17 protein-coding genes are annotated in these 22066 nt (G+C 61.2%); 14 read left to right on the forward strand and 3 right to left on the reverse strand.

Annotated features, from left to right (window positions below; all coding sequences use genetic code 11):
- The first annotated feature begins 4 nt into the window (after positions 1-4).
- Positions 5-2425 (forward strand): GcvT family protein, encoded by a 2421-nt coding sequence (locus tag ACFWW4_RS00055; RefSeq protein ID WP_411889396.1) that lies wholly within the window; start codon positions 5-7, stop codon positions 2423-2425.
- Positions 2426-2446: 21 nt separating this feature from the next.
- Here the strand turns inward: ACFWW4_RS00055 and ACFWW4_RS00060 are convergent, their stop codons facing one another.
- The 3 genes from ACFWW4_RS00060 to ACFWW4_RS00070 all read right to left on the reverse strand — a co-directional run bounded on the left by ACFWW4_RS00060 (position 2447) and on the right by ACFWW4_RS00070 (position 4256).
- Positions 2447-2911: an SRPBCC family protein gene (locus tag ACFWW4_RS00060; RefSeq protein WP_411888989.1), complete on the reverse strand. Its 465-nt coding sequence runs from the start codon at positions 2909-2911 to the stop codon at positions 2447-2449.
- Entirely contained in the window at positions 2901-3242 is a 342-nt protein-coding gene (locus ACFWW4_RS00065) for an ArsR/SmtB family transcription factor (RefSeq protein WP_393927565.1), read from the reverse strand. Before ACFWW4_RS00065 ends, ACFWW4_RS00060 begins: the two co-directional genes overlap by 11 nt.
- Before the next feature lie 78 nt (positions 3243-3320).
- Complete coding sequence (locus ACFWW4_RS00070) at positions 3321-4256, reverse strand: glycoside hydrolase family 5 protein (protein WP_411888990.1); 936 nt, start codon at positions 4254-4256, stop codon at positions 3321-3323.
- Between the two features lie 56 nt (positions 4257-4312).
- Between ACFWW4_RS00070 and dnaE the strand changes: the two genes are divergently transcribed.
- The 13 genes from dnaE (at position 4313) to ACFWW4_RS00135 (ending at position 21950) form a co-directional block, all read left to right on the forward strand.
- Complete coding sequence (gene dnaE / locus ACFWW4_RS00075; protein WP_411888991.1) at positions 4313-7822, forward strand: DNA polymerase III subunit alpha; 3510 nt, start codon at positions 4313-4315, stop codon at positions 7820-7822.
- A 91-nt stretch (positions 7823-7913) separates the two neighbouring features.
- The gene (locus tag ACFWW4_RS00080; RefSeq protein WP_411888992.1) at positions 7914-8492 is read left to right on the forward strand and encodes a hypothetical protein; all 579 of its coding nucleotides are present in this window, start codon (positions 7914-7916) and stop codon (positions 8490-8492) included.
- A gap of 156 nt (positions 8493-8648) precedes the next feature.
- On the forward strand, positions 8649-10004 hold the full coding sequence (locus tag ACFWW4_RS00085; RefSeq protein ID WP_411888993.1) for a xanthine dehydrogenase small subunit: 1356 nt from the start codon (positions 8649-8651) through the stop codon (positions 10002-10004).
- Entirely contained in the window at positions 10001-12430 is a 2430-nt protein-coding gene (gene xdhB / locus ACFWW4_RS00090; protein ID WP_411888994.1) for a xanthine dehydrogenase molybdopterin binding subunit, read from the forward strand. The genes ACFWW4_RS00085 and xdhB overlap by 4 nt, the downstream gene beginning before the upstream one ends.
- Positions 12427-13167 carry a xanthine dehydrogenase accessory protein XdhC gene (gene xdhC / locus ACFWW4_RS00095; RefSeq protein ID WP_411888995.1) on the forward strand — a complete coding sequence of 247 codons (741 nt, stop codon included), beginning with the start codon at positions 12427-12429 and terminating at the stop codon, positions 13165-13167. Before xdhB ends, xdhC begins: the two co-directional genes overlap by 4 nt.
- Complete coding sequence (locus ACFWW4_RS00100; protein WP_411888996.1) at positions 13164-14690, forward strand: ABC transporter ATP-binding protein; 1527 nt, start codon at positions 13164-13166, stop codon at positions 14688-14690. The genes xdhC and ACFWW4_RS00100 overlap by 4 nt, the downstream gene beginning before the upstream one ends.
- 111 nt (positions 14691-14801) lie before the next feature.
- A complete protein-coding gene (locus ACFWW4_RS00105; RefSeq protein WP_411888997.1) occupies positions 14802-15884 on the forward strand; it encodes an ABC transporter permease in 1083 nt (360 codons plus the stop codon).
- Positions 15881-16255, forward strand: coding sequence for a hypothetical protein (locus tag ACFWW4_RS00110; RefSeq protein WP_411888998.1), 375 nt, complete (start codon positions 15881-15883; stop codon positions 16253-16255). Before ACFWW4_RS00105 ends, ACFWW4_RS00110 begins: the two co-directional genes overlap by 4 nt.
- A gap of 85 nt (positions 16256-16340) precedes the next feature.
- Complete coding sequence (locus ACFWW4_RS00115; protein ID WP_411888999.1) at positions 16341-16649, forward strand: hypothetical protein; 309 nt, start codon at positions 16341-16343, stop codon at positions 16647-16649.
- Complete coding sequence (locus tag ACFWW4_RS00120) at positions 16650-17564, forward strand: ABC transporter permease (protein WP_411889000.1); 915 nt, start codon at positions 16650-16652, stop codon at positions 17562-17564.
- 33 nt (positions 17565-17597) lie between these two features.
- Positions 17598-18677, forward strand: a complete 1080-nt coding sequence (locus tag ACFWW4_RS00125) for a BMP family ABC transporter substrate-binding protein (protein WP_393927553.1) — start codon at positions 17598-17600, stop codon at positions 18675-18677.
- A 570-nt stretch (positions 18678-19247) separates the two neighbouring features.
- Positions 19248-20840, forward strand: a complete 1593-nt coding sequence (locus tag ACFWW4_RS00130; protein ID WP_411889001.1) for a substrate-binding domain-containing protein — start codon at positions 19248-19250, stop codon at positions 20838-20840.
- A gap of 147 nt (positions 20841-20987) precedes the next feature.
- Complete coding sequence (locus ACFWW4_RS00135; protein WP_411889002.1) at positions 20988-21950, forward strand: type IV pili methyl-accepting chemotaxis transducer N-terminal domain-containing protein; 963 nt, start codon at positions 20988-20990, stop codon at positions 21948-21950.
- Positions 21951-22066: the final 116 nt, after the last annotated feature.

The raw sequence follows: 22066 nt of genomic DNA on the forward strand, positions 1-22066 counted from the left end.
CCCCCTGCCCACCACCGCCCGCGCCGTCGTCATCGGTGGCGGAGTCATCGGCTGTTCCATCCTCTACCATCTGGCCAAACTCGGCTGGTCCGATGTGGTGCTGCTGGAACGCGATGAACTGACATCCGGCTCCACCTGGCATGCCGCCGCCAATATCCACGGGCTGCATGACAGCACCAATATCAGCCGGATCCAGCACTATACGATGAACCTTTACAAGGAACTGGAGCAGGAAACCGGCCAGGGCTGCGGCGTGTTCCAGCCCGGATCGCTTTATCTGGCGCAGACCGAAGCGCGCGAACACCAGCTGCGCCTGCAGGCGGCCAAGGCGAAACTTTACGGTATGAATTTCCACGAAATCAGCATCGCAGAGGCCCGTGATTTGCACCCGCTGGTCAATTTCGATGGCATCCGCTGCGTGATGTACGAACCCGATGGCGGTAATGTAGACCCCTCCGGCGTCACGCAGGCCTATGCCGCGGGCGCGCGACAGCGCGGCGCGCAGATCCACCGCTTCACGCCCGTCACCGGGACCGTGGCGCAACCCGATGGCAGCTGGATCGTCCAGACCCCGAGGGGCGATATTCACACCAAATGGGTGGTCAATGCCGCAGGGCTATGGGCGCGCGAGGTGGCGGCACTGGCCGGTCTGCAACTGCCACTGCAACCGACCGAACATCAGTATTTCGTCACCGAAACCATCCCTGAAATCGCGGCGATGGACCGCCGCCTGCCGTCGGTCAGCGACCGGGACGGCGAATACTATCTGCGGCAGGAAGGCAAGGGCCTGCTCGTCGGCGCCTATGAACGCGACATGCGGTTCTGGGCCGAAGACGGCACACCGCTCGATTTCGCCCATGACCTGTTCCCCGACGATCTGGACCGGATCGAGGAAAACATGATGAACGCGATTGAGCGGGTGCCGGCGGTGGGCGAGGCCGGGATCAAGCGGGTGATCAACGGCCCGATGATCTGGTCCCCCGACGCCAATGTGCTGTTCGGCCCGGTCCCGGAACTGGACAATTACTTCTGCTGCAACGGCATCATCCCCGGCTTTTCGCAATCCGGCGGCATGGGCCTGCTGGCCGCCCAATGGATCATCGAGGGCGAGACGCAATATGACATGTTCGGCTGGGACATGGCCCGGTTCGACACATGGGCGACCAAGACCTTCACCAAGGCGCGCGTCGCCGATCAGTATGCCCACCGCTTCGCCATCCATTTCCCGAACGAAGAACGCAGCGCAGGCCGCCCTGCCCGCACCCGCCCGGTCTATGACATGCAGCGGGATAGGGGCGCGGTCTTTGGCCTGAATGCTGGCTGGGAACACCCCTTGTGGTTCGCCGACATGCCCGGCGCGACAGAAACCAACGGCTTTACCCGGCAGAACTGGTGGGACCCGGTGGGTGCCGAATGCCGGATGTTGCGGGACAAGGCGGGGATCATCGATATCTCGAATTTCGCCAAATATATCTGCCGCGGGCCGGGCGCCGAAGACTGGCTGAATGCTGTATTCGCCAACACGATGCCCCGCGCGGTCGGGCGGTCCTGCTTGACGCCTTTGATCAGCAAACGCGGCGGGATCGCTGGCGATTTCACCGTGACCAGGACGGCAGACGACACATTCTGGATCATCGGCTCCGGCATGGCCGAACGCTATCATAAACGTTTCTTCAAACAGGTCCCCCTGCCCGATGGGACCACATTCGAAAGCCAGACCGAAGCCATTTGCGGGTTCAACGTCGCCGGCCCCGCCGCACGCGACCTGCTGCAATCGCTGACAAACACATCACTCGCAACAGCCGATTTCCGGTTCATGCGGTCGCAAACCATCACGCTGGCCGGGGTCGAGATGTTGGCGCTGCGTGTGTCGTTCACAGGTGATCTGGGGTGGGAGTTGCATTGCAAAACCGCCGATCAGGCCGCCCTCTACTCCGCCCTGCTGAATGCGGGCAAGGCGCACGGCGCAGGCCCGGTGGGCAGCCGCGCCCTGATGTCGCTGCGGATCGAAAAAGGCTACGGATCATGGTCCCGCGAATATTCCCCCGAATACTGGCCGCAGGAGGTCGGGCTGGATCGGCTTTGCAAGCTGGACAAGGATTTCCTGAACAAGGAAGCTGCGGTCAAGGTTCTGCGAAACCCGGCCCGCGAGCGCCTTGTCATTTTGGAACTGGACGCTGATAACGTTAACCGCTCAAACGCGGATGCCACAGGGGGCGAGCCGATTTTCAAGGATGGCAAGGGCATCGGCCGGGTGACGTCGGGCACTTATGGGTACACGGTCGATCAAAGCCTCGCACTTGGTTTTGTTAAGGATGCCGGGCCGGGCGATGTGGTGGAGGTCATGGTGCTGGGTCAGCCCCACAAGGCCACGATCCTTGCCGCCCCGCCATTCGACCCCGAGGGGCGCAGGCTACGCGCCTGAGCCCCCACTGTTCAACTTGCCTTACGCGTCTGCCGTGATTGCGGCGACATGGCGTTCGAGATTGTCCAGACCACCGCCCCAGCCCTGTTTGAAGTCCTCGAGCGTTTCGGGTCCTGAGAATGAGGAGACCGCAACCGTGACCCCAAGTTCGGTTCCCGGCCCTGCGGCTGTCAGGCTGTAGGTCACAAGGCTGGTGCAAATCGGCTCACCCCCGATGATCAGGGTTTCGGTGAAAACCGCCCGTTCCGGCCCGGTCAGGTCATACCACCGGGTTTCGACCACGAATTCCGGCGCGTCGGCAGGCCCGCAGCGGTGCCGGTCCTGCCCGCCCACGCGCAGATCGGCGGCATCGACCACCAGCACGGTCTCGGCATCCGGCCCGCCCCACTTTTCACGGTGCTTGGGGTCGGTCATGACCTCCCACAATTTTTCGGGTTTCAGGGGCAAAGTGCGATGAAGATCAAAGGTGGTTGTATCAAGTGCCATCGTTCTGGTCCTTTTGTGAGATTTCATGGGCAAGCGCCGCAAGACCATCCAGCCGGTTTTCCCAAATCTCGCGCTGCCAGGCGAGCCAGCCCTGCGCTTCGATCAGCGGGGCTGCCTCGATATGGCAGGTGCGCACGCGCCCTTTCTTGACGGACCGGACGATGCCGGTGTCCTCCAGCACCTTGAGGTGGCGCATGAAGGTGGGCAGCGCCATTTTGTGCGGCTTGTGCAATTCGCTGACGCTGGCAGGACCCGAGGCGAGCCGTTCGATAACGGCCCGGCGGGTGGGGTCGGCCATAGCGCCGAAAAAGGAATCAAGTTGGTTAGCCATGTTGCTAAGTATTGATGCAAAGCCGACCGTTGTCAATACAGTTAGCAAAGATACTAAGTTTTAACCGCAACTGCCTGCCTATGGCTTTGAAAATAGGGCATCCTGCATCCCCGGCAGCCAGTCGCGTGTCTGCTGATCAAAGATCGCGAAGTTTCCGGCGAACCCCCAATGGCACCAGCCGATCCCATGCGCCTCAGCCTCTTGCCGGACCGTTTTGGTCCAGTCCGCCCGATCGCGTGCGTTCGTCTCGATCGTCACGCCGAATTCACCCAGCAACATCGGCAGGCCATACTGGGCCGCCTCAGCAATATATCCCTGCACCGCCGCCCGATCGCCGTCAGACCCCCACCCCATGGCCGGTGGCGGGTCGGCGAGCCAGCTTGCCTGCTGATGCGTAAACTCCCACGGCCCGTAGAAATGAAACGACAGAACCGTGCGGTCATCGAACCGGGGCAGTTCGGGCAAGGCGCTGATATTGGCCCAATAACCGCCTTCGATGATCACCCAGCGGTCCGGGCTTTCGGCGCGGATCACGGGCATCAGGCTGCGAAACAGCGACACCGCCCGGTCAGTGGTAAGCTGATCATGCGGTTCGTTCAGTAACTCGAACATCAGCCGGTCATCATAATCGGCATAGCGCATCGCCAATTCGATCCAGATTGCCTGAAACTCCGCCGTGTGCGTGGACGGGTCCGCCATCAGAGCGTCGAAATGATGCAGATCCAGAATGATATTCAGATCGGCGGCCAGCGCCCAGCCGATCACCGCATCGACACGCGCCAGAAAGCTGGGGGCGATCTGACCGTTCCAATGGGCATCAAAGCGTACTGGCAGCCGGATCGTGTCGAACCCCTGTGCCGCGATCCATTCAATGTCAGGGCGGGTGATCCGGTAGCCCCAATCGCCTTCGTTCGGGGCCTCAAGCGCCTGATCCAGATTGACACAGCGCGCCACCGGAAAGCTGTCCGCCACAGCCGGTGCCGCCCAAAGCGCCAAGAACAACGCGCGCCACATCGCAAATCCCCCATTGCCATCTTGTAGACTGCCACACATCAGATACCCTGAAAAGCATGAGCACATCCCCCCGATTCATTCACCTGCGCGTCCACACCGAATATTCGCTGCTTGAGGGCGCGATCCCGGTCAAGAAACTGCCTGGCCTTGCCGCCGGAATGGGCATGCCTGCTGTCGCCGTGACAGACAGCAACAACATGTTCTGCGCGCTGGAATTTTCCGAAGGCGCGTCAAAGGCCGGCATCCAGCCGATCATCGGCTGTCAGGTCGATGTCGGCTACACGACCCCCGAACCGGGCAAGCGCCCCGAAAACCCTGCCCCCATCGTGCTGCTGGCCCAGAACGAAGCGGGCTATATGAACCTGATGAAGCTGAATTCCTGCGCTTATCTGGATGCAGAAGGCCAGTTGCCGCAGGTCACGGTTGAGGAGTTGGAGCAGTATAGCGACGGTCTGATCTGCCTGTCCGGCGGCCCGGACGGCCCCATCGGGCGGTTGTTACGCCAGGGCCAGCGGCCCAAAGCCGAGGCGCTGATGGACAGGCTCGCCGCGATCTATCCCGACAGACTTTATGTGGAACTGCAACGTCATCCCGGCGACGGCCTGCCAGAGGCAGAGCGGTTGTCGGAACGCGGCCATATCGAAATGGCCTATGCCAAGGGGTTGCCGCTGGTCGCCACCAATGACGCCTATTTCCCCAAAACCGAACTCTACGAAGCGCATGACGCCCTGATCTGCATCGCCGAAGGCGCCTATGTCGATCAGCAGGAACCGCGCCGCAGGCTGACCCCCCAGCATTACTTCAAATCGCCGCAGGAAATGGCGACCCTCTTCGCCGATTTGCCGGAGGCAATTGAAAACACCGTCGAAATCGCACGCCGCTGTGCCTTCAAGGCCTATAAGCGCAACCCGATCCTGCCGAAATTCGCCGATGACGAGGTCGCGGAATTGCGGCGTCAGGCGCAAGAGGGGCTCAAGGCCCGCCTTGCCGTCATCCCCCACGCCGCCCCGGTCGAAGACTACGAAAAGCGGCTGGAATTCGAACTTGGGATTATCGAGGGCATGGGCTTCCCCGGCTACTTCCTGATCGTGGCCGACTTCATCAAATGGGCCAAGGATAACGACATCCCCGTCGGGCCCGGTCGTGGCTCTGGTGCTGGCTCGCTCGTCGCCTACGCCCTGCTGATCACCGACCTGGACCCCCTGCGCTATTCCCTACTGTTCGAACGGTTCCTGAACCCCGAACGTGTGTCGATGCCCGATTTCGACATCGATTTCTGCATGGATCGCCGTGAAGAGGTCATCCGCTATGTCCAGGAAAAATACGGGCGTGACAAGGTGGGCCAGATCATCACCTTCGGCGCGCTTCTGTCCAAGGCCGCGGTGCGCGATGTGGGCCGGGTCTTGCAGATGCCTTACGGGCAGGTGGACCGTCTGTCGAAAATGATCCCGGTCGAAGGCGTCAAACCCGTCAGCATCGAAAAGGCACTGGCCGACGAACCGCGCCTGCGCGAAGAGGCCAAGAATGAAGAGGTCGTGGACCGCCTGCTGACCTACGCCCAACAGGTCGAGGGGTTGTTGCGCAACGCCTCTACCCACGCCGCAGGTGTGGTGATCGGTGACCGCCCGCTGGACGAACTGGTCCCGCTGTATCAGGATCCGCGGTCCGACATGCCCGCCACCCAGTTCAACATGAAGTGGGTCGAACAGGCCGGACTGGTCAAATTCGACTTTCTGGGGCTAAAGACGCTGACGGTGATCCAGAACGCGGTGGACCTGATCCAGAAGGCGGGGCGCCCGCTGAATATCGCAGCCGATGGCACACAGCTTTACGACGCGCCGGAGGGGTTCGAATACGACATCGGGGCGATCCCGCTGGACGACGAAAAATCCTACGCGCTTTATTCCTCGGCCAAGACGGTCGCCGTGTTCCAGGTGGAATCCAGTGGCATGATGGACGCGCTCAAGCGGATGAAACCGACCTGTATCGAAGACATCGTGGCCCTCGTGGCACTCTACCGTCCCGGCCCGATGGAAAACATACCGACCTATTGCGAGGTCAAGAATGGGCAGCGCGAACTGGAATCGATCCACCCGTCGATTGATCACATCCTGAAGGAAACCCAGGGCATCATCGTCTATCAGGAACAGGTGATGGAAATCGCGCAGGTCATGGCAGGCTACAGCCTTGGCGGAGCCGACCTGCTGCGCCGCGCGATGGGTAAAAAGATCGCCGAGGAGATGGCGAAAGAACGCCCCAAATTCGAAGCAGGCGCCAAGGCCAACGGGGTCGAGCCGAAAAAGGCACGCGAGGTTTTCGACCTCCTGGAGAAATTCGCCAATTACGGTTTCAACAAATCCCACGCCGCCGCCTACGCGGTCGTCAGCTACCAGACCGCGTGGCTCAAGGCGAACCACCCGGTCGAATTCATGGCCGGGGTCATGAACTGCGATATCCACCTGACCGACAAGCTGGGCGTCTATTTTCAGGAGGTCAAGAAAGGGCTGGGGCTGGATTACATCCCGCCTTGCGTCAACCGGTCGATGGCGACGTTCGATGTGCATGACGGCAAACTGGTCTATGCGCTTGGCGCGCTGAAAAACGTCGGGGTCGAGGCGATGAAACTGATCGTCGAAGGGCGGGACGGGGCAGCGCCGCACAAACCCTTCGTCAACCTTTTTGATTTTGCCCGCCGGGTCGACCTGAAACGCATCGGCAAGCGCCCGCTGGAAATGCTGGCCCGCGCTGGGGCCTTCGACGTGCTGGACCCGAACCGGCGCCGTGTGTTCAACAGCCTTGATGCGCTCACCGCCTATTCGGCGGCAATCCACGATCAGAAATCATCCGATCAGGTATCCCTTTTCGGCGACGCTGGCGAAGACCTGCCCGAACCGCGTCTCGCGGGCGGCGATGACTGGCTGCCCGCCGAACGCCTGGCCGAGGAATTCAAGGCCATCGGCTTCTACCTGTCCGGTCACCCGCTCGACGACTACATGGGCGCGCTCAAGCGCAAACAGGTCATGACACTGGATGAGGTCACAGCCCGCGCCGAAAAAGGGGCCGCCATCGTCAAGATGGCGGGCACCGTGTCAGGGCGGCAAGAGCGTAAATCGGCACGCGGCAACCGTTTTGCCTTTGTGCAGCTGTCCGACCCGACCGGCCAATACGAGGTCACGATGTTTTCCGACACGCTGGAGGCGTCGCGCGAATTCCTTGAAACCGGCGCGCAGATCGTCCTGCAATGCGAGGCCACTATGGAAGCCGATCAGTTGAAGCTGCTCGGGCGCTCGGTCTCTCCGATCGACACGATCGTGGCGGATGCGGGTGGTGCGGGCCTGCGTGTCTTCATCGACGCGCCCGATGCCATCGGGTCGGTCGCCAGCATTCTGGAAAACGCCGCCCGCGACGGTGTGCGGGCCGGGCGCGGGCCGGTCTATTTCTGCCTGATGGGCGATGACCTACCCGGGGAGGTGGAACTGGATCTGGGTCAGGATTTCCCGGTAAATCCAAAGATCAAAGGGGCCTTGCGCAGCCTCAGCGGCGTCATCGAGGTGGAAGACGCCTGAGTACGGCGCGTTGTCGCAGGCCGCGCGCCACCATGGACGCGAGGCCCGGTCATCGTTATCGCAATGCAATAGGAAACATTGGGATATTCAAATGTATCGCGCAAGCCTCGCCGCCTTCACGGCATTGATGCTGTCAGGCTGCATTGATCCTGCCGGGGTCGATGGCATGGGTGCCGGTCAAACCAGCTTTGGCTTTGCCGATACTGCGGTGGCGGCGGATGCGGTGCCTTTTGGCCAACTGGCCCGCAACTGCACAATCCGGAAACGCGACATGGGCACCCGCGTGGGCACTGCATCCGGCTATGATGTTTACGACACCGCCCCCGACACGATCCAACCCAGAACGCATTTCCTGACCGGCTTTGGTGATGGCTGCGCGCGGCAGTTCACCGGCGCCTTGGTGATTTTCGGCGATATCGGCACGCATGAAATCGTCCGCTACGCCGATGTCGGGTTGGACCAGCCCTACACCCCCACCGACGACGCGTATGAGGCGATCAAGGCGTCATATTGCCGGGTCGGGCGCAGCGAACCCTGCGGCAGGTCGATCAATCGGCTGGCAAGGACGACCAGTTTCGTCACCATCTACAACAGCTTTGCCGACAACGCGGCATGGATGGATATCCTGCTGCACAAGGGCGATGTCGCCGCCACTGACGTCAACCGCTAGCCGCGCTGCGCGTATAAATCCGGCCCCAACGCGGCAAAACACTTGCAAATCCGGCCCCGTCCCGCTTTTCTTGGGCGAACAGAGGGGCAGATGTCTACGCCGCATCGACATCGTGCCGCGCACCTCGGGCAATCGGTAAGGCGGCAGGTTTACATCATGAATGTGACGTTTCTTCTGAACGGGGAAACTGTGCAGGTCGATACCGCCCCGACGCGGACCCTGCTTGACTGGCTGCGCGAGGATCAGGGGCTCTGCGGGACCAAGGAAGGCTGCAACGAAGGCGATTGCGGCGCCTGTACCGTCATCGTGAGCGATAACGATGGGGCGAAAGCCCTGAACGCCTGCATCCTGTTTCTGCCGCAACTGCATGGCAAGGCGGTGCGCACAGTCGAAGGGATCGCTGGGCCGGACGGCGCGCTGCATCCCGTGCAGCAGGCCATGGTGGACCATCACGGATCGCAATGCGGATTCTGCACCCCCGGCTTTATCGCCTCAATGACGGCGGGGCATATGAATGGGCGCAGGGATTACGACGATGTGCTGGCAGGCAACCTGTGCCGTTGCACCGGTTACGCCCCGATTATTCGCGCAGCAAAGGCGGCGGAGGCCGCGCCCTCGCCCGATTGGCTGGATGACGATATGCCCAGCGCAGCACAACAACCCTACGCCCCCGAAACCCTTGATGATCTTGCCACGTGGTACGCGGCCCACCCGGACGCGACCCTGATCGCCGGGGCCACCGATGTCGGGCTTTGGGTCACGAAACAACTGCGCGACCTGCCCCATGTCGCGTTCCTGAACCGCTGCGCTGACTTGCAGCGGATCACCGTCAGCGATGATACGATCCACATCGGGGCCGGGGCAACCATGACAGCCGTCATGGCCTCGATGGGTGAATTTCACCCATCCTACGCCGAACTGATCCGCCGTTACGGGTCCGAACAGGTGCGCAATGCAGCGACCATCGGGGGCAACATCGCCAACGGATCGCCCATCGGGGACAACCCGCCAGCGCTGATCGCCCTTGGGGCCACGCTGCACCTGCGCCATGGGGACAAAACGCGCGACATGCCGATCGAGGATTTCTTTCTCGACTACGGCAAGCAGGACCGGACCGCGGGCGAACTCGTCACCGGTGTCACAATCCCCAAAACCGCCTCTGCATTGCGCTGCTACAAAATCTCAAAACGGTTCGATCAGGATATCTCGGCCCTGTGCGGCTGTTTCAACATCACCGTCGCGGATGGGGTCGTATCGGACGCCCGCATCGCATTTGGCGGCATGGCCGGCACGCCGCACCGGGCGCACAAGACCGAGGCTGCACTGATCGGCCAACCCTGGAAACCAGAGACTGTCGCCACGGCCGCCGCGCGGCTGGGCGACGATTACACACCAATGACCGACATGCGCGCCTCTGCCGCATACCGGCTGACCACCGCGCAAAACCTGCTGCACCGCTATTTTGCCGATCTGTCCGGCGACAGGATCAACGTGCTGGAGGTGACATCATGAGCGTCGCCAAACCCCTGCCCCATGATGCCGCCCGGCTGCATGTGACCGGCAGCGCGCGCTATGTCGATGACCTGCCAACCCCGGCCAATACGCTGCATCTGGCCTTTAGCACTGCCGAAATCGCCAAGGGCCGCATCACAAACATGAGCTTGGACAAGGTGCGAAAGGCTGCTGGTGTTGTCGCGGTCCTCACAGCCGCTGATTTGCCTTTTGCCAACGATGTCTCACCCTCGATCCATGATGAACCGCTGCTGGCGACAGGTGATATTCATTACCTTGGCCAGCCGATTTTCATCGTTATCGCTGACACCCACCTGAACGCGCGCAAGGCCGCCCGGCTGGCCGAAATCGACTACAAAGAAGACACCCCGATCCTGACCATCGAAGACGCGCTGGCCGCGAACAGCCGGTTCGAGGATGGCCCGCGCGTCTGGACCAAGGGCGACGTGGATCAGGCTCTGGCAGACGCCCCAAACCGCATCAACGGCACAATCAATATGGGCGGGCAGGAACATTTCTACCTCGAAGGGCAAGCCGCCCTCGCCCTGCCGCAGGAAGGCGGCGATATTGTGGTCCATAGCTCCACCCAGCATCCGACCGAAATCCAGCACAAGGTGGCCGAGGCGCTGGGGATGCCGATGCACGCGGTCCGCTGCGAAATCCGGCGCATGGGTGGCGGGTTCGGCGGCAAGGAAAGCCAGGGCAACGCGCTGGCCGTCGCCTGTGCCGTGGCCGCACGGGCAACCGACCGCCCCTGCAAGATGCGTTATGACCGCGACGATGACATGATGATCACCGGTAAGCGGCATGATTTCCGGATCGATTACGATGCGGGGTTCGATGAGAAGGGCAAACTCCTCGGCGTCGATTTCACGCAAATCACCCGCTGCGGCTGGGCGCAGGATCTGTCGCTACCCGTGGCCGACCGAGCGATGCTGCATGCCGATAACGCCTATCATCTGCCCGCCGCCCGGATCACCTCGCACCGGCTGAAGACCAACACCCAATCCGCCACGGCCTTTCGCGGTTTCGGCGGCCCGCAGGGGGTGCTGGGGATCGAACGAGTGATGGATCATATCGCGGCGGAACTGGGGCTGGACCCTGTCGCGATACGCCAGCGGAATTACTATGCCGCGATGGAGGGAGGGGGGCCGTCTGCCCCCCGCGCTGCGCGCCCCCCCGAGGATATTTCCACTCCAAAGAAGCAAGGGCCAAACCCAGCATCCCGCGGTGCCACCTCCAGCGCGGCTGACGAAACAGCGCGGGATCGTAAGATGGGTCTTGACCCATCCCCGGTGCAAACAACCCCCTACAGGATGCCGGTCACCGATTTCATCCTGCATGACATGACCGACGATCTGCTGGCCCGCGCCGATTACCACCGCCGCCGCGAAGCGATCGCTGACTGGAACGCAGGACAGACGATCCTGAAGAAAGGAATCGCCTTCAGCCCGGTCAAATTCGGGATTTCCTTTACCCTCAGCCATCTCAATCAGGCGGGTGCGCTGGTGCATGTGTATCAGGACGGATCGGTCCATATGAACCATGGCGGCACCGAAATGGGGCAAGGCCTGTTCCAGAAGGTGGCCCAGATCGCCGCCCACCGGTTCGGGATCGATGTGAGCCATGTCAAGATCACCGCCACCGACACCGGCAAGGTGCCCAATACATCGGCTACCGCCGCATCGTCCGGGTCTGACCTCAACGGCATGGCCGTCGCCAACGCCTGCGACATCATCCGCGACCGCATCGCCGCCTGCCTTGCCGAACTGCACCAGACCAGCACCGAAAACATCCGGTTCGAGGATGGTCATGTTCAGATCGGCACCGAACAGATCACCTTTGCCGAGGCCGCGCAGGTCGCTTATCTGAACCGAGTCAGCCTGTCGGCCACGGGTTTCTACAAGACCCCGGGCCTCAGCTGGGACCGGATCAAGGGTGAAGGCACTCCGTTCTTCTATTTCGCACAGGGTGCCGCCGTGACCGAGGCCGTGATCGACACCCTGACCGGCGAAAACCGTATCCTGCGCACCGATATCCTGCATGATGCCGGTGCCTCGCTGAACCCCGCGCTGGATATCGGCCAGATCGAGGGCGGCTATGTGCAAGGCGCGGGCTGGCTGACGACCGAAGAACTGGTCTGGGACGATACCGGTCGCCTGCGCACGCACGCGCCCTCCACCTACAAGATCCCCGCCTGCTCCGACCGCCCCCGCGTTTTCAACGTGGCCCTGTGGGACGCGCCCAATCCAGCGCAAACCATCTACCGGTCCAAGGCGGTAGGCGAACCGCCCTTCATGCTGGGCATTTCCGCCTTCCTCGCCCTGTCCGACGCGGTCAGCGCCTGCGGGCCCAACTACCCCGATCTGCAGGCCCCCGCCACCGCCGAGGAAGTCCTCAACGCTGTGCAAAGGGCGCGCGGATGACCAACTGCATCCGCATCACCATCACCAAAACCGCCGGTTCCGTACCGCGTGAGGCGGGCACGCAGATGCTGGTCCACGCTGACCGTATCGAGGGCACTATCGGCGGCGGTACGTTGGAATGGGAGGCGATGGCGGAGGCCCGCAAGATGCTAGTCGATGGGCGCGAGGCGCTGACGCGCACGATCCCGCTTGGCCCCGCGCTGGGGCAGTGCTGCGGCGGGTCGGTGACGCTGATATGGGAGCGTGCCGACATGCTAACCGCATCGCCCGTCCGTCCGCTCTGGATTTACGGCGCGGGCCATGTGGGCCGCGCCATCATGCATGTCATGGCCCCCCTGCCCGATTTCGAGATCACCTGGGTCGATACCCATACCGACCGGTTCCCCGAAACTGAGGTCACAACACTGGTCGCCACGGATCCAGCCCAGATCGTCAAACATGCGCCCACAGACGCTGATCACCTGATCCTGACCTATAGCCATGAGATCGACCTCGCCCTTTGCCATGCGATCCTGAGCCATGATTTCCACACGGCGGGCCTCATCGGCTCCGCCACCAAATGGGCGCGTTTCAGGAAACGGCTGGCGGCATTGGGGCACACATCTGAACAAATCGCACGCATCGCCTGCCCGATCGGTGACCCTTTGTTAGGCAAACACCCCACAGCCATTGCACTTGGCGTCGCAACCGCCATGATCAGCCCGCAGAATCGCGCGATCAAGGACCACGCCGGATGAATAGCCCACTACTGCGCCTGTCCGGCCTGACCAAAGCCTACCCGGGGGTCGTTGCGAACAAGGATGTGTCCTTCGATATTCTGCCCGGTGAGGTGCATGCGCTCTTGGGCGAAAACGGCGCGGGCAAATCCACGCTTGTCAAAACCATCTATGGCCTCGTCAAACCCGACAGCGGGACCATGACGCTGCAAGGCCAGCCGTTCCAGCCGCCCGAACCGCGTGCGGCCCGTGCCGCCGGTGTCGCCATGGTGTTCCAGCATTTTTCGCTGTTCGACGCGATGAACGTCGCCGAAAACATCGCCCTTGGCATGGAAAACCCGCCGCCCCAGCGCGAAATTGCAGCACAGGTGCGCAAGGTGTCGGATCAATATGGCCTGCCTCTGGACCCCGACCGGATCTTGGGTGAGCTTTCTGCAGGCGAACGGCAACGGGTCGAGATTATCCGCTGCCTGCTGCAGGATCCCAAGCTCTTGATCATGGATGAACCCACATCGGTCTTAACCCCGCAAGAGGTGGCGATCCTGTTCGAAACGCTGCGCAAGCTTAGCAGCGAGGGGACCGCGATCCTTTATATCTCGCACAAGCTGGAAGAAATCCGGACCCTTTGCGACAATGCCACCGTGTTGCGGCTGGGCGAGGTGGTGGGTGAATGCGACCCCAAAACCACATCGGCCCGCGACATGGCCGAACTGATGGTCGGCAGCAAACTGCATGTGCCGGAAAAAGCGGATAAACCGGCGGGCGATACTGTCCTGACCCTGCAAAACCTCAGCGCCGCGGCCCCGCACCGGTTCGGCACCGCGCTGAAGGATATCACACTTGAGGTTCGAAAAGGCGAGGTGCTGGGCATTGGTGGCGTCGCGGGGAATGGACAAGATGAACTGGTCGCGACCCTGTCAGGCGAAATGCGGGTCGCCCCGGCGATGATCAGCTATCAGGGGCGCGCCATCGGGCAAATGCCCCCGAACGGGCGGCGCAGGATCGGCCTGCTGGCCGCGCCAGAGGAACGGATGGGCCATGCCGCCGCCCCCGACATGTCGCTGACCGAAAACGCGGTGATGACCGCGATGACCCGGCAGAAGCTGACCAGCAAGGGCTTTGTGCATTGGGGCAAGGCGCGCAGCTTTGCCGAAGGGGTGATCAAGACCTTCGATGTGCGCACCCCTGGCCCCGCCAACGCGGCCCGGTCACTGTCAGGTGGCAACCTGCAGAAATTCGTCATCGGGCGCGAGATTATGCAGGCCCCGGATGTGCTGGTGGTGAACCAGCCCACCTGGGGTGTTGATGCCTCGGCCGCCGCCGCGATCCGGCAGGCATTGCTGGATCTGGCGGCCAAAGGAACGGCGGTGATAGTCATCAGTCAGGACCTGGATGAACTGATGGAAATCTCGGACCGGTTCGCCGCGCTGAACGAAGGGCGGCTGTCTGCACCACGCCCGGCGAAAGGGCTGACGGTGGAGGAAATCGGTTTGATGCTGGGAGGTGCACACGACATGGAGGTGGCGCATGTCGAAGATGCATAGAACGGAGGGCAGCCCCCGAGCCTGGGTGGGGGTGAAGCCCCCTCCCGTGGGGAGGGTCGGGGGCTGCCCGGCCTATCAGCCGGGCGGAACAGTATTGCGAGGTCCCGCCCCATGATCGCCCTCGAAAAACGCCCACAGCCATCGCGCGTCTGGACCTTTGCGACCCCGCTCCTCGCCGTTATTCTGACGATGATCTGTGGCGGGCTGCTGTTTGCGGCCCTCGGCAAGAACCCGTTCGAGACGATCCGCACGATCTTTCTGGATCCGCTGTTTTCCGAATTTGCATGGTTCTACCGCCCGCAACTCCTGATCAAGGGCGCGCCCCTTGTCCTGATCGCGATCGGCCTGTCCTTTGGCTTCCGGGCGGGCATCTGGAATATCGGGGCAGAGGGGCAGTATATCGTCGGCGCAATTTGCGGGGCGGCGGTGGGGTTGGCCTTCTATCCCACCGAGTCCTTGATTATCTTCCCCCTGATGATCGTCGCGGGCGCTTTGGGTGGCATGCTCTGGGCGATCATTCCGGGGTTTCTGCGGGTGAAATTCGGGACGAATGAAATTCTTGTCTCCCTCATGCTGGTCTATGTGGCCGAACAATTGCTCGCCTCCATGGCGCTGGGAACGCTACGCAACCCCGACGGCATGGGCTTTCCCGGTAGCCGGAACCTGTCGCAATATCCTTCGGCTGCGAACCTTGAAATCATCCAGGGGTCGGGAATGCATTGGGGCGTTGTCGCGGCCCTGATTGCCGTCATCTTTGCCTATATCGCGCTATCGCGGCATGTCTTTGGCTTTCACGTGCGGCTGGCAGGCCAAAGCCCCCGCGCTGCCAAATTCGCTGGCGTAAACCCCGCGGCGCTGATCCTGGTCTGCATGGGGCTATCAGGTGCGCTGGCGGGGCTTGCGGGCCTGTTCGAGGTCGCGGGCCCCGCAGGCCAGATCAGCATTGATTTCAACGTGGGTTACGGGTTCACGGCCATCATCGTGGCCTTCCTCGGGCGGCTGCACCCGGTCGGCATATTGCTGGCGGGCGGCCTGATGGCGCTGACCTATATCGGCGGCGAAATCGCGCAATCCAACCTTGGGCTGCCCCTTGCCGCGATCCAGTTGATGCAGGGGATGCTGCTGTTCTTCCTGCTGGCTGTGGATGTGTTGACGAATTACCGGGTGCGGTTTGGGCGGAGGCAAGTGGCATGAGCTATGACCGGGCAAGTTTTGAAGATTGGGTGAATGCGATCACCAAACCGGTGATCGGGCTGCTGCTGGGTCTCGTTCTGGGCGGTCTGATCACGCTTGCTGTCGGTGGATCACTGTGGCTCGCGGTCATCATGGTCGTGTTGGGTGTTATCTTCTGGTTCGGGGTCCTCTTACTCGACAAACTGGACACGACGTTCACCAACTGGCTGTTCGGCGGTTCAGGCGTGCGGCCCGCCGCTAATCGCCAGACGTCACCCGGCCAATCCTGGCCTGCACTGGTCGGGCGCTACGGGCTGATCGCGGGGCTCGTCCTGGGATGTCTGGCCGAGCTTTTGTTGCCGCAGTCGGTCCTGAACATGGTGCTCTCATGACCTTCTCCGGAAGCAAGCCAAACCAGTTTTTCGCCGCAGGCATGTTGCCCGGATGCGGTGCACAAAGCAGTAAAGGGCAAAGCGCATGATGACGGCAACAAAGCCACTGGCAATGGGTGCCCTGATGGGGCTGATGATGCTCTGGATGCTGCACGGGCAGTTGACCGGGGACAGTTCGCTGTCCGGGACCGCATTGGCCGCTTTCATCGGTGTGCATGCGGCACTGGCCGCGGCACTCATCGCAGGCGCGCTGTTCGCGACCCGCCTGTCACCGCGCGCGCGGACATGGCTTGACCGTTTGCATCGCCCCTCACTACGCCATCTCGGACTGATGCTGATGGGTGCAACCCTTTCTGCGGGCCTCGTTCACTTCTGGATACATGGGCTGATCTGAATGGACCTTTCCGCAATCAACCCCATCCTCCTGCTCGCCTCGTTGATGGTGGCCGCAACCCCGATCCTGCTTGCCGCCATCGGTGAACTGGTCGTGGAACGCGCGGGTGTCCTGAACCTCGGGGTTGAGGGGATGATGATCACCGGTGCGGTCTGCGGGTTTATCGTGGCGGTCGGCACCGGGTCACCCTGGCTTGGCTTTATCGGAGCAGCCGTCGGGGGCGCGATCCTGTCGCTGGTCTTCGGCGCGCTAACCCAGTTTCTGCTGTCCAATCAGGTGGCGACCGGGCTGGCCCTGACCCTGTTCGGGCTTGGGCTGTCGGCGCTGATGGGGCAAGGCTATATCGGGATCAAGGCACCGGAATTCCCCGACTGGCACATCCCCCTGCTGGGCGACATCCCGGTGATTGGGCCGATCATCTTTCAACATGATCCGATGGTCTATGTCGGGCTGATCCTTGTGGCGGCGACATGGGCGTTCCTCAAATACGCCCGCGCCGGGCTGATCCTGCGGGCGGTCGGCGAAAACCACGAGGCCGCCCATGCGCTTGGCTATCACGTGATCCGGGTGCGGCTGCTGGCCATCATGTTTGGCGGGGCATGCGCGGGGCTGGGGGGCGCTTACCTCAGCCTGGTCCGCGTGCCGCAATGGACCGAAGGAATGACGGCCGGTGCTGGCTGGATCGCCCTTGCTATCGTCGTCTTTGCCAGCTGGCGACCCGGCCGGCTTCTGATCGGTGCCTATTTGTTCGGCGGGGTCACGGTGTTGCAGCTTAATCTGCAAGCCGCGGGCGTCGCCGTCCCGGTCGAATATCTTTCCATGACGCCCTATCTGGCCACCATCGCCGTTCTTGTTATTATGCGCGCAGGACGGGCGCCGGGGTCACTGGGCCAATCTTTCCATGCCTCACGCTAGGGGCGCTGCCAAACCACCAACAAGGGGATGAGTATGACAATCACGAGACTTCTGGCCGGGGCCACATTGGCGCTTGGCCTTGCTTCCGGTGCCATGGCCGACGGGCACGAACCGACCACGGTCGGGTTCGTTTATGTCGGGCCAGTGGGCGACGGCGGCTGGACCTATGAACACGATCAGGGGCGGCTTGCAGTCGAAGAACATTTTGGGGATGCGGTTGAAACCGTCTTTGTCGAAAGCGTGCCAGAAGGGGCCGATGCGGAACGGGTCATGACCCAGATGGCGCTGCAAGGGGCCGACCTGATCTTTACCACCTCCTTTGGGTATATGGACCAGACGATCAACGTCGCCGAAAAATTCCCCGATGTGAAATTCGAACACGCGACCGGCTACAAACGCGCCGACAACGTATCGACCTATTCCGCCCGGTTCTATGAAGGGCGCGCGGTACAGGGCCACATCGCCGGGCATATGACCGAAAGCAACATCATCGGCTATATTGCCTCCTTCCCCATCCCAGAGGTGATCCGGGGCATCAACGCGGCCTATATCCACGCGAAAGAAGTGAACCCTGACGTCGAATTCAAGATCGTCTGGGCCTACACATGGTTCGACCCCGCGAAAGAGGCTGAAGCCGCAACCGTGCTGATCGAACAGGGCGCTGACGTGATCCTGCAGCACACGGATTCGACAGCGCCGCAGGCGGCTGCACAGCAGGCCGGCAATGTTGTCACCTTTGGGCAGGCCTCCGACATGGCTGAGTTCGGGCCCTTCCCGCGCGTGTCGTCCATCATCGACAACTGGGCGCCTTACTATATTGCTCGCACCCAGGCCGTGATTGATGGCACCTGGGAAAGCACGGACACATGGGATGGCATCGCCCCCGGCATGGTCGAAATCGGTGAAATCACCGATGCCGTGCCCGCCGAAGTGAAAGCCAGCGCCGAGGCCATGATCGAAGCGATGCGGTCGGGTGAATATCACCCGTTCACCGGCCCGCTGAACAAGCAGGACGGATCGGCATGGCTAGCCGAAGGCGAGGTTGCCGATGACGGCACCTTGGCGGGCATGAGCTTCTACGTCGAAGGGCTGACTGGCGAAATCCCGCAGTAAAACATGACGAAAACCAACGGACAGGCCCCCAATATGCGGGGCCTGTTTGTGTTTCAGCCCCGTGAATTTTCGATTCGACGCAATGCCAATAATCTAATGCGCCGCCGGGTGACCTATGTTCATTTGGATGCAATTTTGACACAATTAAACTGATGTAACTTTTACCAGACAGTCAGCCTGTCAATCCTAATTCAGCCCATCGCGCCGGTATTCGCGAAAACCCGCCGTCAACGAATTTGAGCTCTATTTTTGCATTTATTTCATACGCTTACACAACATGGCACTAGGTAATTTTTATCGGACCATCTGCCGTTAGGTCAATCTGATTGCGGAAAACAAGGACGTGACCAACGCTCAATCGGAAAATCAAACAATTAACGCATGCCTATTAAGCATGTCCTTTAGTAGATACAATTTTCTACCCCTGCGCCTCATTTTGTGCACAAATCAACGACAGATTGTGACGCAGCACGCACGGTATTGGCGCAGACAAAACCAAAAAGTGCTTACAGTGACGAGTAGTTAAGTGTCTGGCCTGTATGCAGAACGAGTGAGTAAATGGAGAAAAGTATGACTTTTAAAGTCCCTGGAAAAACACGCAATATGGTGTCGGGGTTCGCGCTCTGCGCGGCCATGATGGCCCCAGCAGCAGTGAACGCGGCAGAAGTAACGTTGAAATCTGCCGACGGTACGGTGAACCTTGTGGGCGAGTTCATCGAATTCACCGACAACAACTATGTGATCCGCACCGGCCTTGGTGATCTGCGGATTTCGGCATCTCGCGTCCGCTGCGAAGGCGACGCCTGCCCTGATTTCAGCGAAGTCGACGCCGATGTGATCATTGCCGGTTCGGACACTGTGGGTTTGGGTGTGATGCCGCTTCTGATGTCCGGCTATGCGGCGTTTCTTGAGGCCGAGGCGACGGTCACATCAACCGGAACAGAGGGTGAAATCATTGCCGAGCTAGTCGGTGATGAGGGCTTTGGTGACCCTCTTGGATCCTATTTGGTGAACTCCACTGGCTCCAGTGATGCGTTCCGCAAACTGCTTGATCAGTCGGCACAGATTGGCATGGCATCCCGCCGCATCCGCCCTGATGAGGCACGCGCCCTGCGCGATGATGGCGCTGGCAACATGATCAGCCCTGCCAATGAGCATATCATCGCGGTCGACAGCCTTGTCGTTATCACCCATCCCGACAACCCGGTTGATACACTGAGCACCGATCAACTGCGCGGCATCTATGCAGGTGAAATCACCAATTGGTCAGAGGTCGGGGGCAATGATGGACCGATTTTGCTGATTGGCCGTAGCGAAGGCTCTGGTACGCGCGGGGTGTTCGAAGATCGGTTGTTCGGCGATGATGTCCCATCGACGCCGGGAAACAAATCTGTCGCCGTTGACAACAACGATATGGCGGCACAGGTCAACGCCGATCCGAATGCCATCGGCTATGTCGGGTATGCGTTCCAGCGCGGCGCAAAGGCCATGACGCTGATCAACGAATGCGGCTTGACGATGGAACCCACGCCCTTCTCGGCACGGACGGAAGAATACGCGCTGCAGCGTTTCCTGTATCTCTATAATCGCGAGGACACCACGGATCAGGCGACAGCCGATTTTCTGGACTACGTGATTTCGGACGAGGCTGATGAGGTCATCGCCAAGGCCGGCTTTATCGATCTGGGCATTGACCGTCAGGCACAGCCGCTGGATGGCCAGCGGGCCGCCCAATTGCTTGATCCGAATGTCGACGATTATGAAGGCGGGATCATGCGCGGGATGCTGTCCGAGATGGTGAATTATGATCGCCTGACGTCCACTTTCCGGTTCCGCACCGGGTCGTCCAAGCTTGACCCACGTGGCTTGCTGAACCTTGAACGTCTGGCCGACTATCTGGAAGATGAACCGGAAGGGACAAAGGTGTTGTTCGTGGGCTTTACCGACAGTGTCGGTGCCTTCGACAGCAACCGCGAACTGTCGATTGGCCGGGCAAATCAGGTGCTTGAGGCGATGCAGGACTTCGCCGGTGATCGCCTGACAGGCATCGAAATGGCGGCTACAGGTTATGGCGAAATTGCACCATCCGCCTGCAACACGTCCGAAACCGGACAGCGTATCAACCGGCGGGTTGAGGTCTGGATCCAGTCTGCCAACGGCTGACCAGGCACCGGGTGCCGCGTGCGGCACCCGGACCTCATTGCAGAGGATGCAAACCGCATCCGGACTTTCCGCCCAGCAGTGTTTTGGTCAGCGACGGCACCAGCCGCATCGCACAGCCCTCGCATTGCAAGCACCAAGGACATTGAGATGAAACAACATCGAAACAGAAAAACACCCGCACGGGCAAGATCAGTTGGCCGTAAAGCCATGGCCGTTACGCTGGCGATCGGCGTCGCCGTGATCACCCCCGGCACCGCCCAGGAACTGACCGCAGAACAGCTCCAGCAGGCGCAATTCCTCGAAGATATAGGGGCCAGCCAACGTATCGATTTTTCGGGCAAACTGCGCATGCTCAGCCAACGCATCCCGGCTGCCGCCTGCAACTACGCTGAAGGGATCACCCCCGACAGCAGCGGCGCCATGCTGGATACGGCCTCCGCCGAATTCCAGCAGATCGTGAACGCCCTTGAATTCGGCGACGAAAGCCTCGGGATCGTCGGCGCTGAAGAGCGGCGCAAGACGCTTGTCGGCCTGCGCAAACTGCGCGAAAACTGGGACCCGATGTTTGCGACCGCTGATGCGATCCATAACGGCGAGAACTCGGCGGAGGCCGTAACGACCATCGCCGATCAAAGCGTGCCGGTGCTCGACATCGCCAAGCTTCTGGTCAGCACGATATCGGAGGAATACTCCAACCCCGTCGCCCTCCTGCAGGCCGACGCGCTTGTGATCGACATCGCCGGGCGGCAACGGATGCTGTCGCAGCGCATGTCCAAGAACGTCTGCCTGATCGCTGCTGGCGTGAACGTTGACACCGCCATGTCAGAGCTGGCGAGCACGGCACAGCTTTTCGAAAACGCGCTGATTGCCTTGCAAAACGGCATGCCTGATGCGGGCGTCAAGGCCCCGCCGAATGCCGAAATCCAGGAAGGGCTGGATGTGGTGATGGATGACTGGAACGGATTGAAACCCATCGTCACCCGTGTGCTCGCCGGTGAAACGCTCGACGACGAAACACGCGGCATCATGTTCAACGGCGCCAACCACATGACAACGGATATGAACAAGGTGGTCGGCATGTATTCAGAGGCGTCCAAGCTCGGCCTATAGGCCGTCAGCCTCTGAGAAAGCCGTGCGGGTTCTCCATTCCCGTGCGGCTTTTTATATATAGGGATTGAAAAAGGCGCGCCGTATCCTGGGCGCGCCTTTCTTGTCAAACAGCTTGC

Origin of the sequence: Yoonia sp. SDW83-1 (genome assembly GCF_046762885.1) — a bacterium.
Lineage (GTDB): Bacteria > Pseudomonadota > Alphaproteobacteria > Rhodobacterales > Rhodobacteraceae > Yoonia.

Bases quoted from the DNA above. Each gene is read 5' to 3' on its own strand.
- ACFWW4_RS00135 (WP_411889002.1), top strand. From the start codon at position 20,988: ATGAAACAACATCGAAACAGAAAAACACCCGCACGGGCAAGATCAGTT.
- ACFWW4_RS00115 (WP_411888999.1), top strand. From the start codon at position 16,341: ATGATGACGGCAACAAAGCCACTGGCAATGGGTGCCCTGATGGGGCTG.
- xdhC (WP_411888995.1), top strand. From the start codon at position 12,427: ATGACCAACTGCATCCGCATCACCATCACCAAAACCGCCGGTTCCGTA.
- ACFWW4_RS00125 (WP_393927553.1), top strand. From the start codon at position 17,598: ATGACAATCACGAGACTTCTGGCCGGGGCCACATTGGCGCTTGGCCTT.
- ACFWW4_RS00130 (WP_411889001.1), top strand. From the start codon at position 19,248: ATGACTTTTAAAGTCCCTGGAAAAACACGCAATATGGTGTCGGGGTTC.
- ACFWW4_RS00085 (WP_411888993.1), top strand. From the start codon at position 8,649: ATGAATGTGACGTTTCTTCTGAACGGGGAAACTGTGCAGGTCGATACC.
- ACFWW4_RS00110 (WP_411888998.1), top strand. From the start codon at position 15,881: ATGAGCTATGACCGGGCAAGTTTTGAAGATTGGGTGAATGCGATCACC.
- xdhB (WP_411888994.1), top strand. From the start codon at position 10,001: ATGAGCGTCGCCAAACCCCTGCCCCATGATGCCGCCCGGCTGCATGTG.
- ACFWW4_RS00070 (WP_411888990.1), bottom strand. From the start codon at position 4,256: ATGTGGCGCGCGTTGTTCTTGGCGCTTTGGGCGGCACCGGCTGTGGCG.
- ACFWW4_RS00060 (WP_411888989.1), bottom strand. From the start codon at position 2,911: ATGGCACTTGATACAACCACCTTTGATCTTCATCGCACTTTGCCCCTG.
- dnaE (WP_411888991.1), top strand. From the start codon at position 4,313: ATGAGCACATCCCCCCGATTCATTCACCTGCGCGTCCACACCGAATAT.
- ACFWW4_RS00105 (WP_411888997.1), top strand. From the start codon at position 14,802: ATGATCGCCCTCGAAAAACGCCCACAGCCATCGCGCGTCTGGACCTTT.
- ACFWW4_RS00100 (WP_411888996.1), top strand. From the start codon at position 13,164: ATGAATAGCCCACTACTGCGCCTGTCCGGCCTGACCAAAGCCTACCCG.
- ACFWW4_RS00080 (WP_411888992.1), top strand. From the start codon at position 7,914: ATGTATCGCGCAAGCCTCGCCGCCTTCACGGCATTGATGCTGTCAGGC.
- ACFWW4_RS00065 (WP_393927565.1), bottom strand. From the start codon at position 3,242: ATGGCTAACCAACTTGATTCCTTTTTCGGCGCTATGGCCGACCCCACC.
- ACFWW4_RS00120 (WP_411889000.1), top strand. From the start codon at position 16,650: ATGGACCTTTCCGCAATCAACCCCATCCTCCTGCTCGCCTCGTTGATG.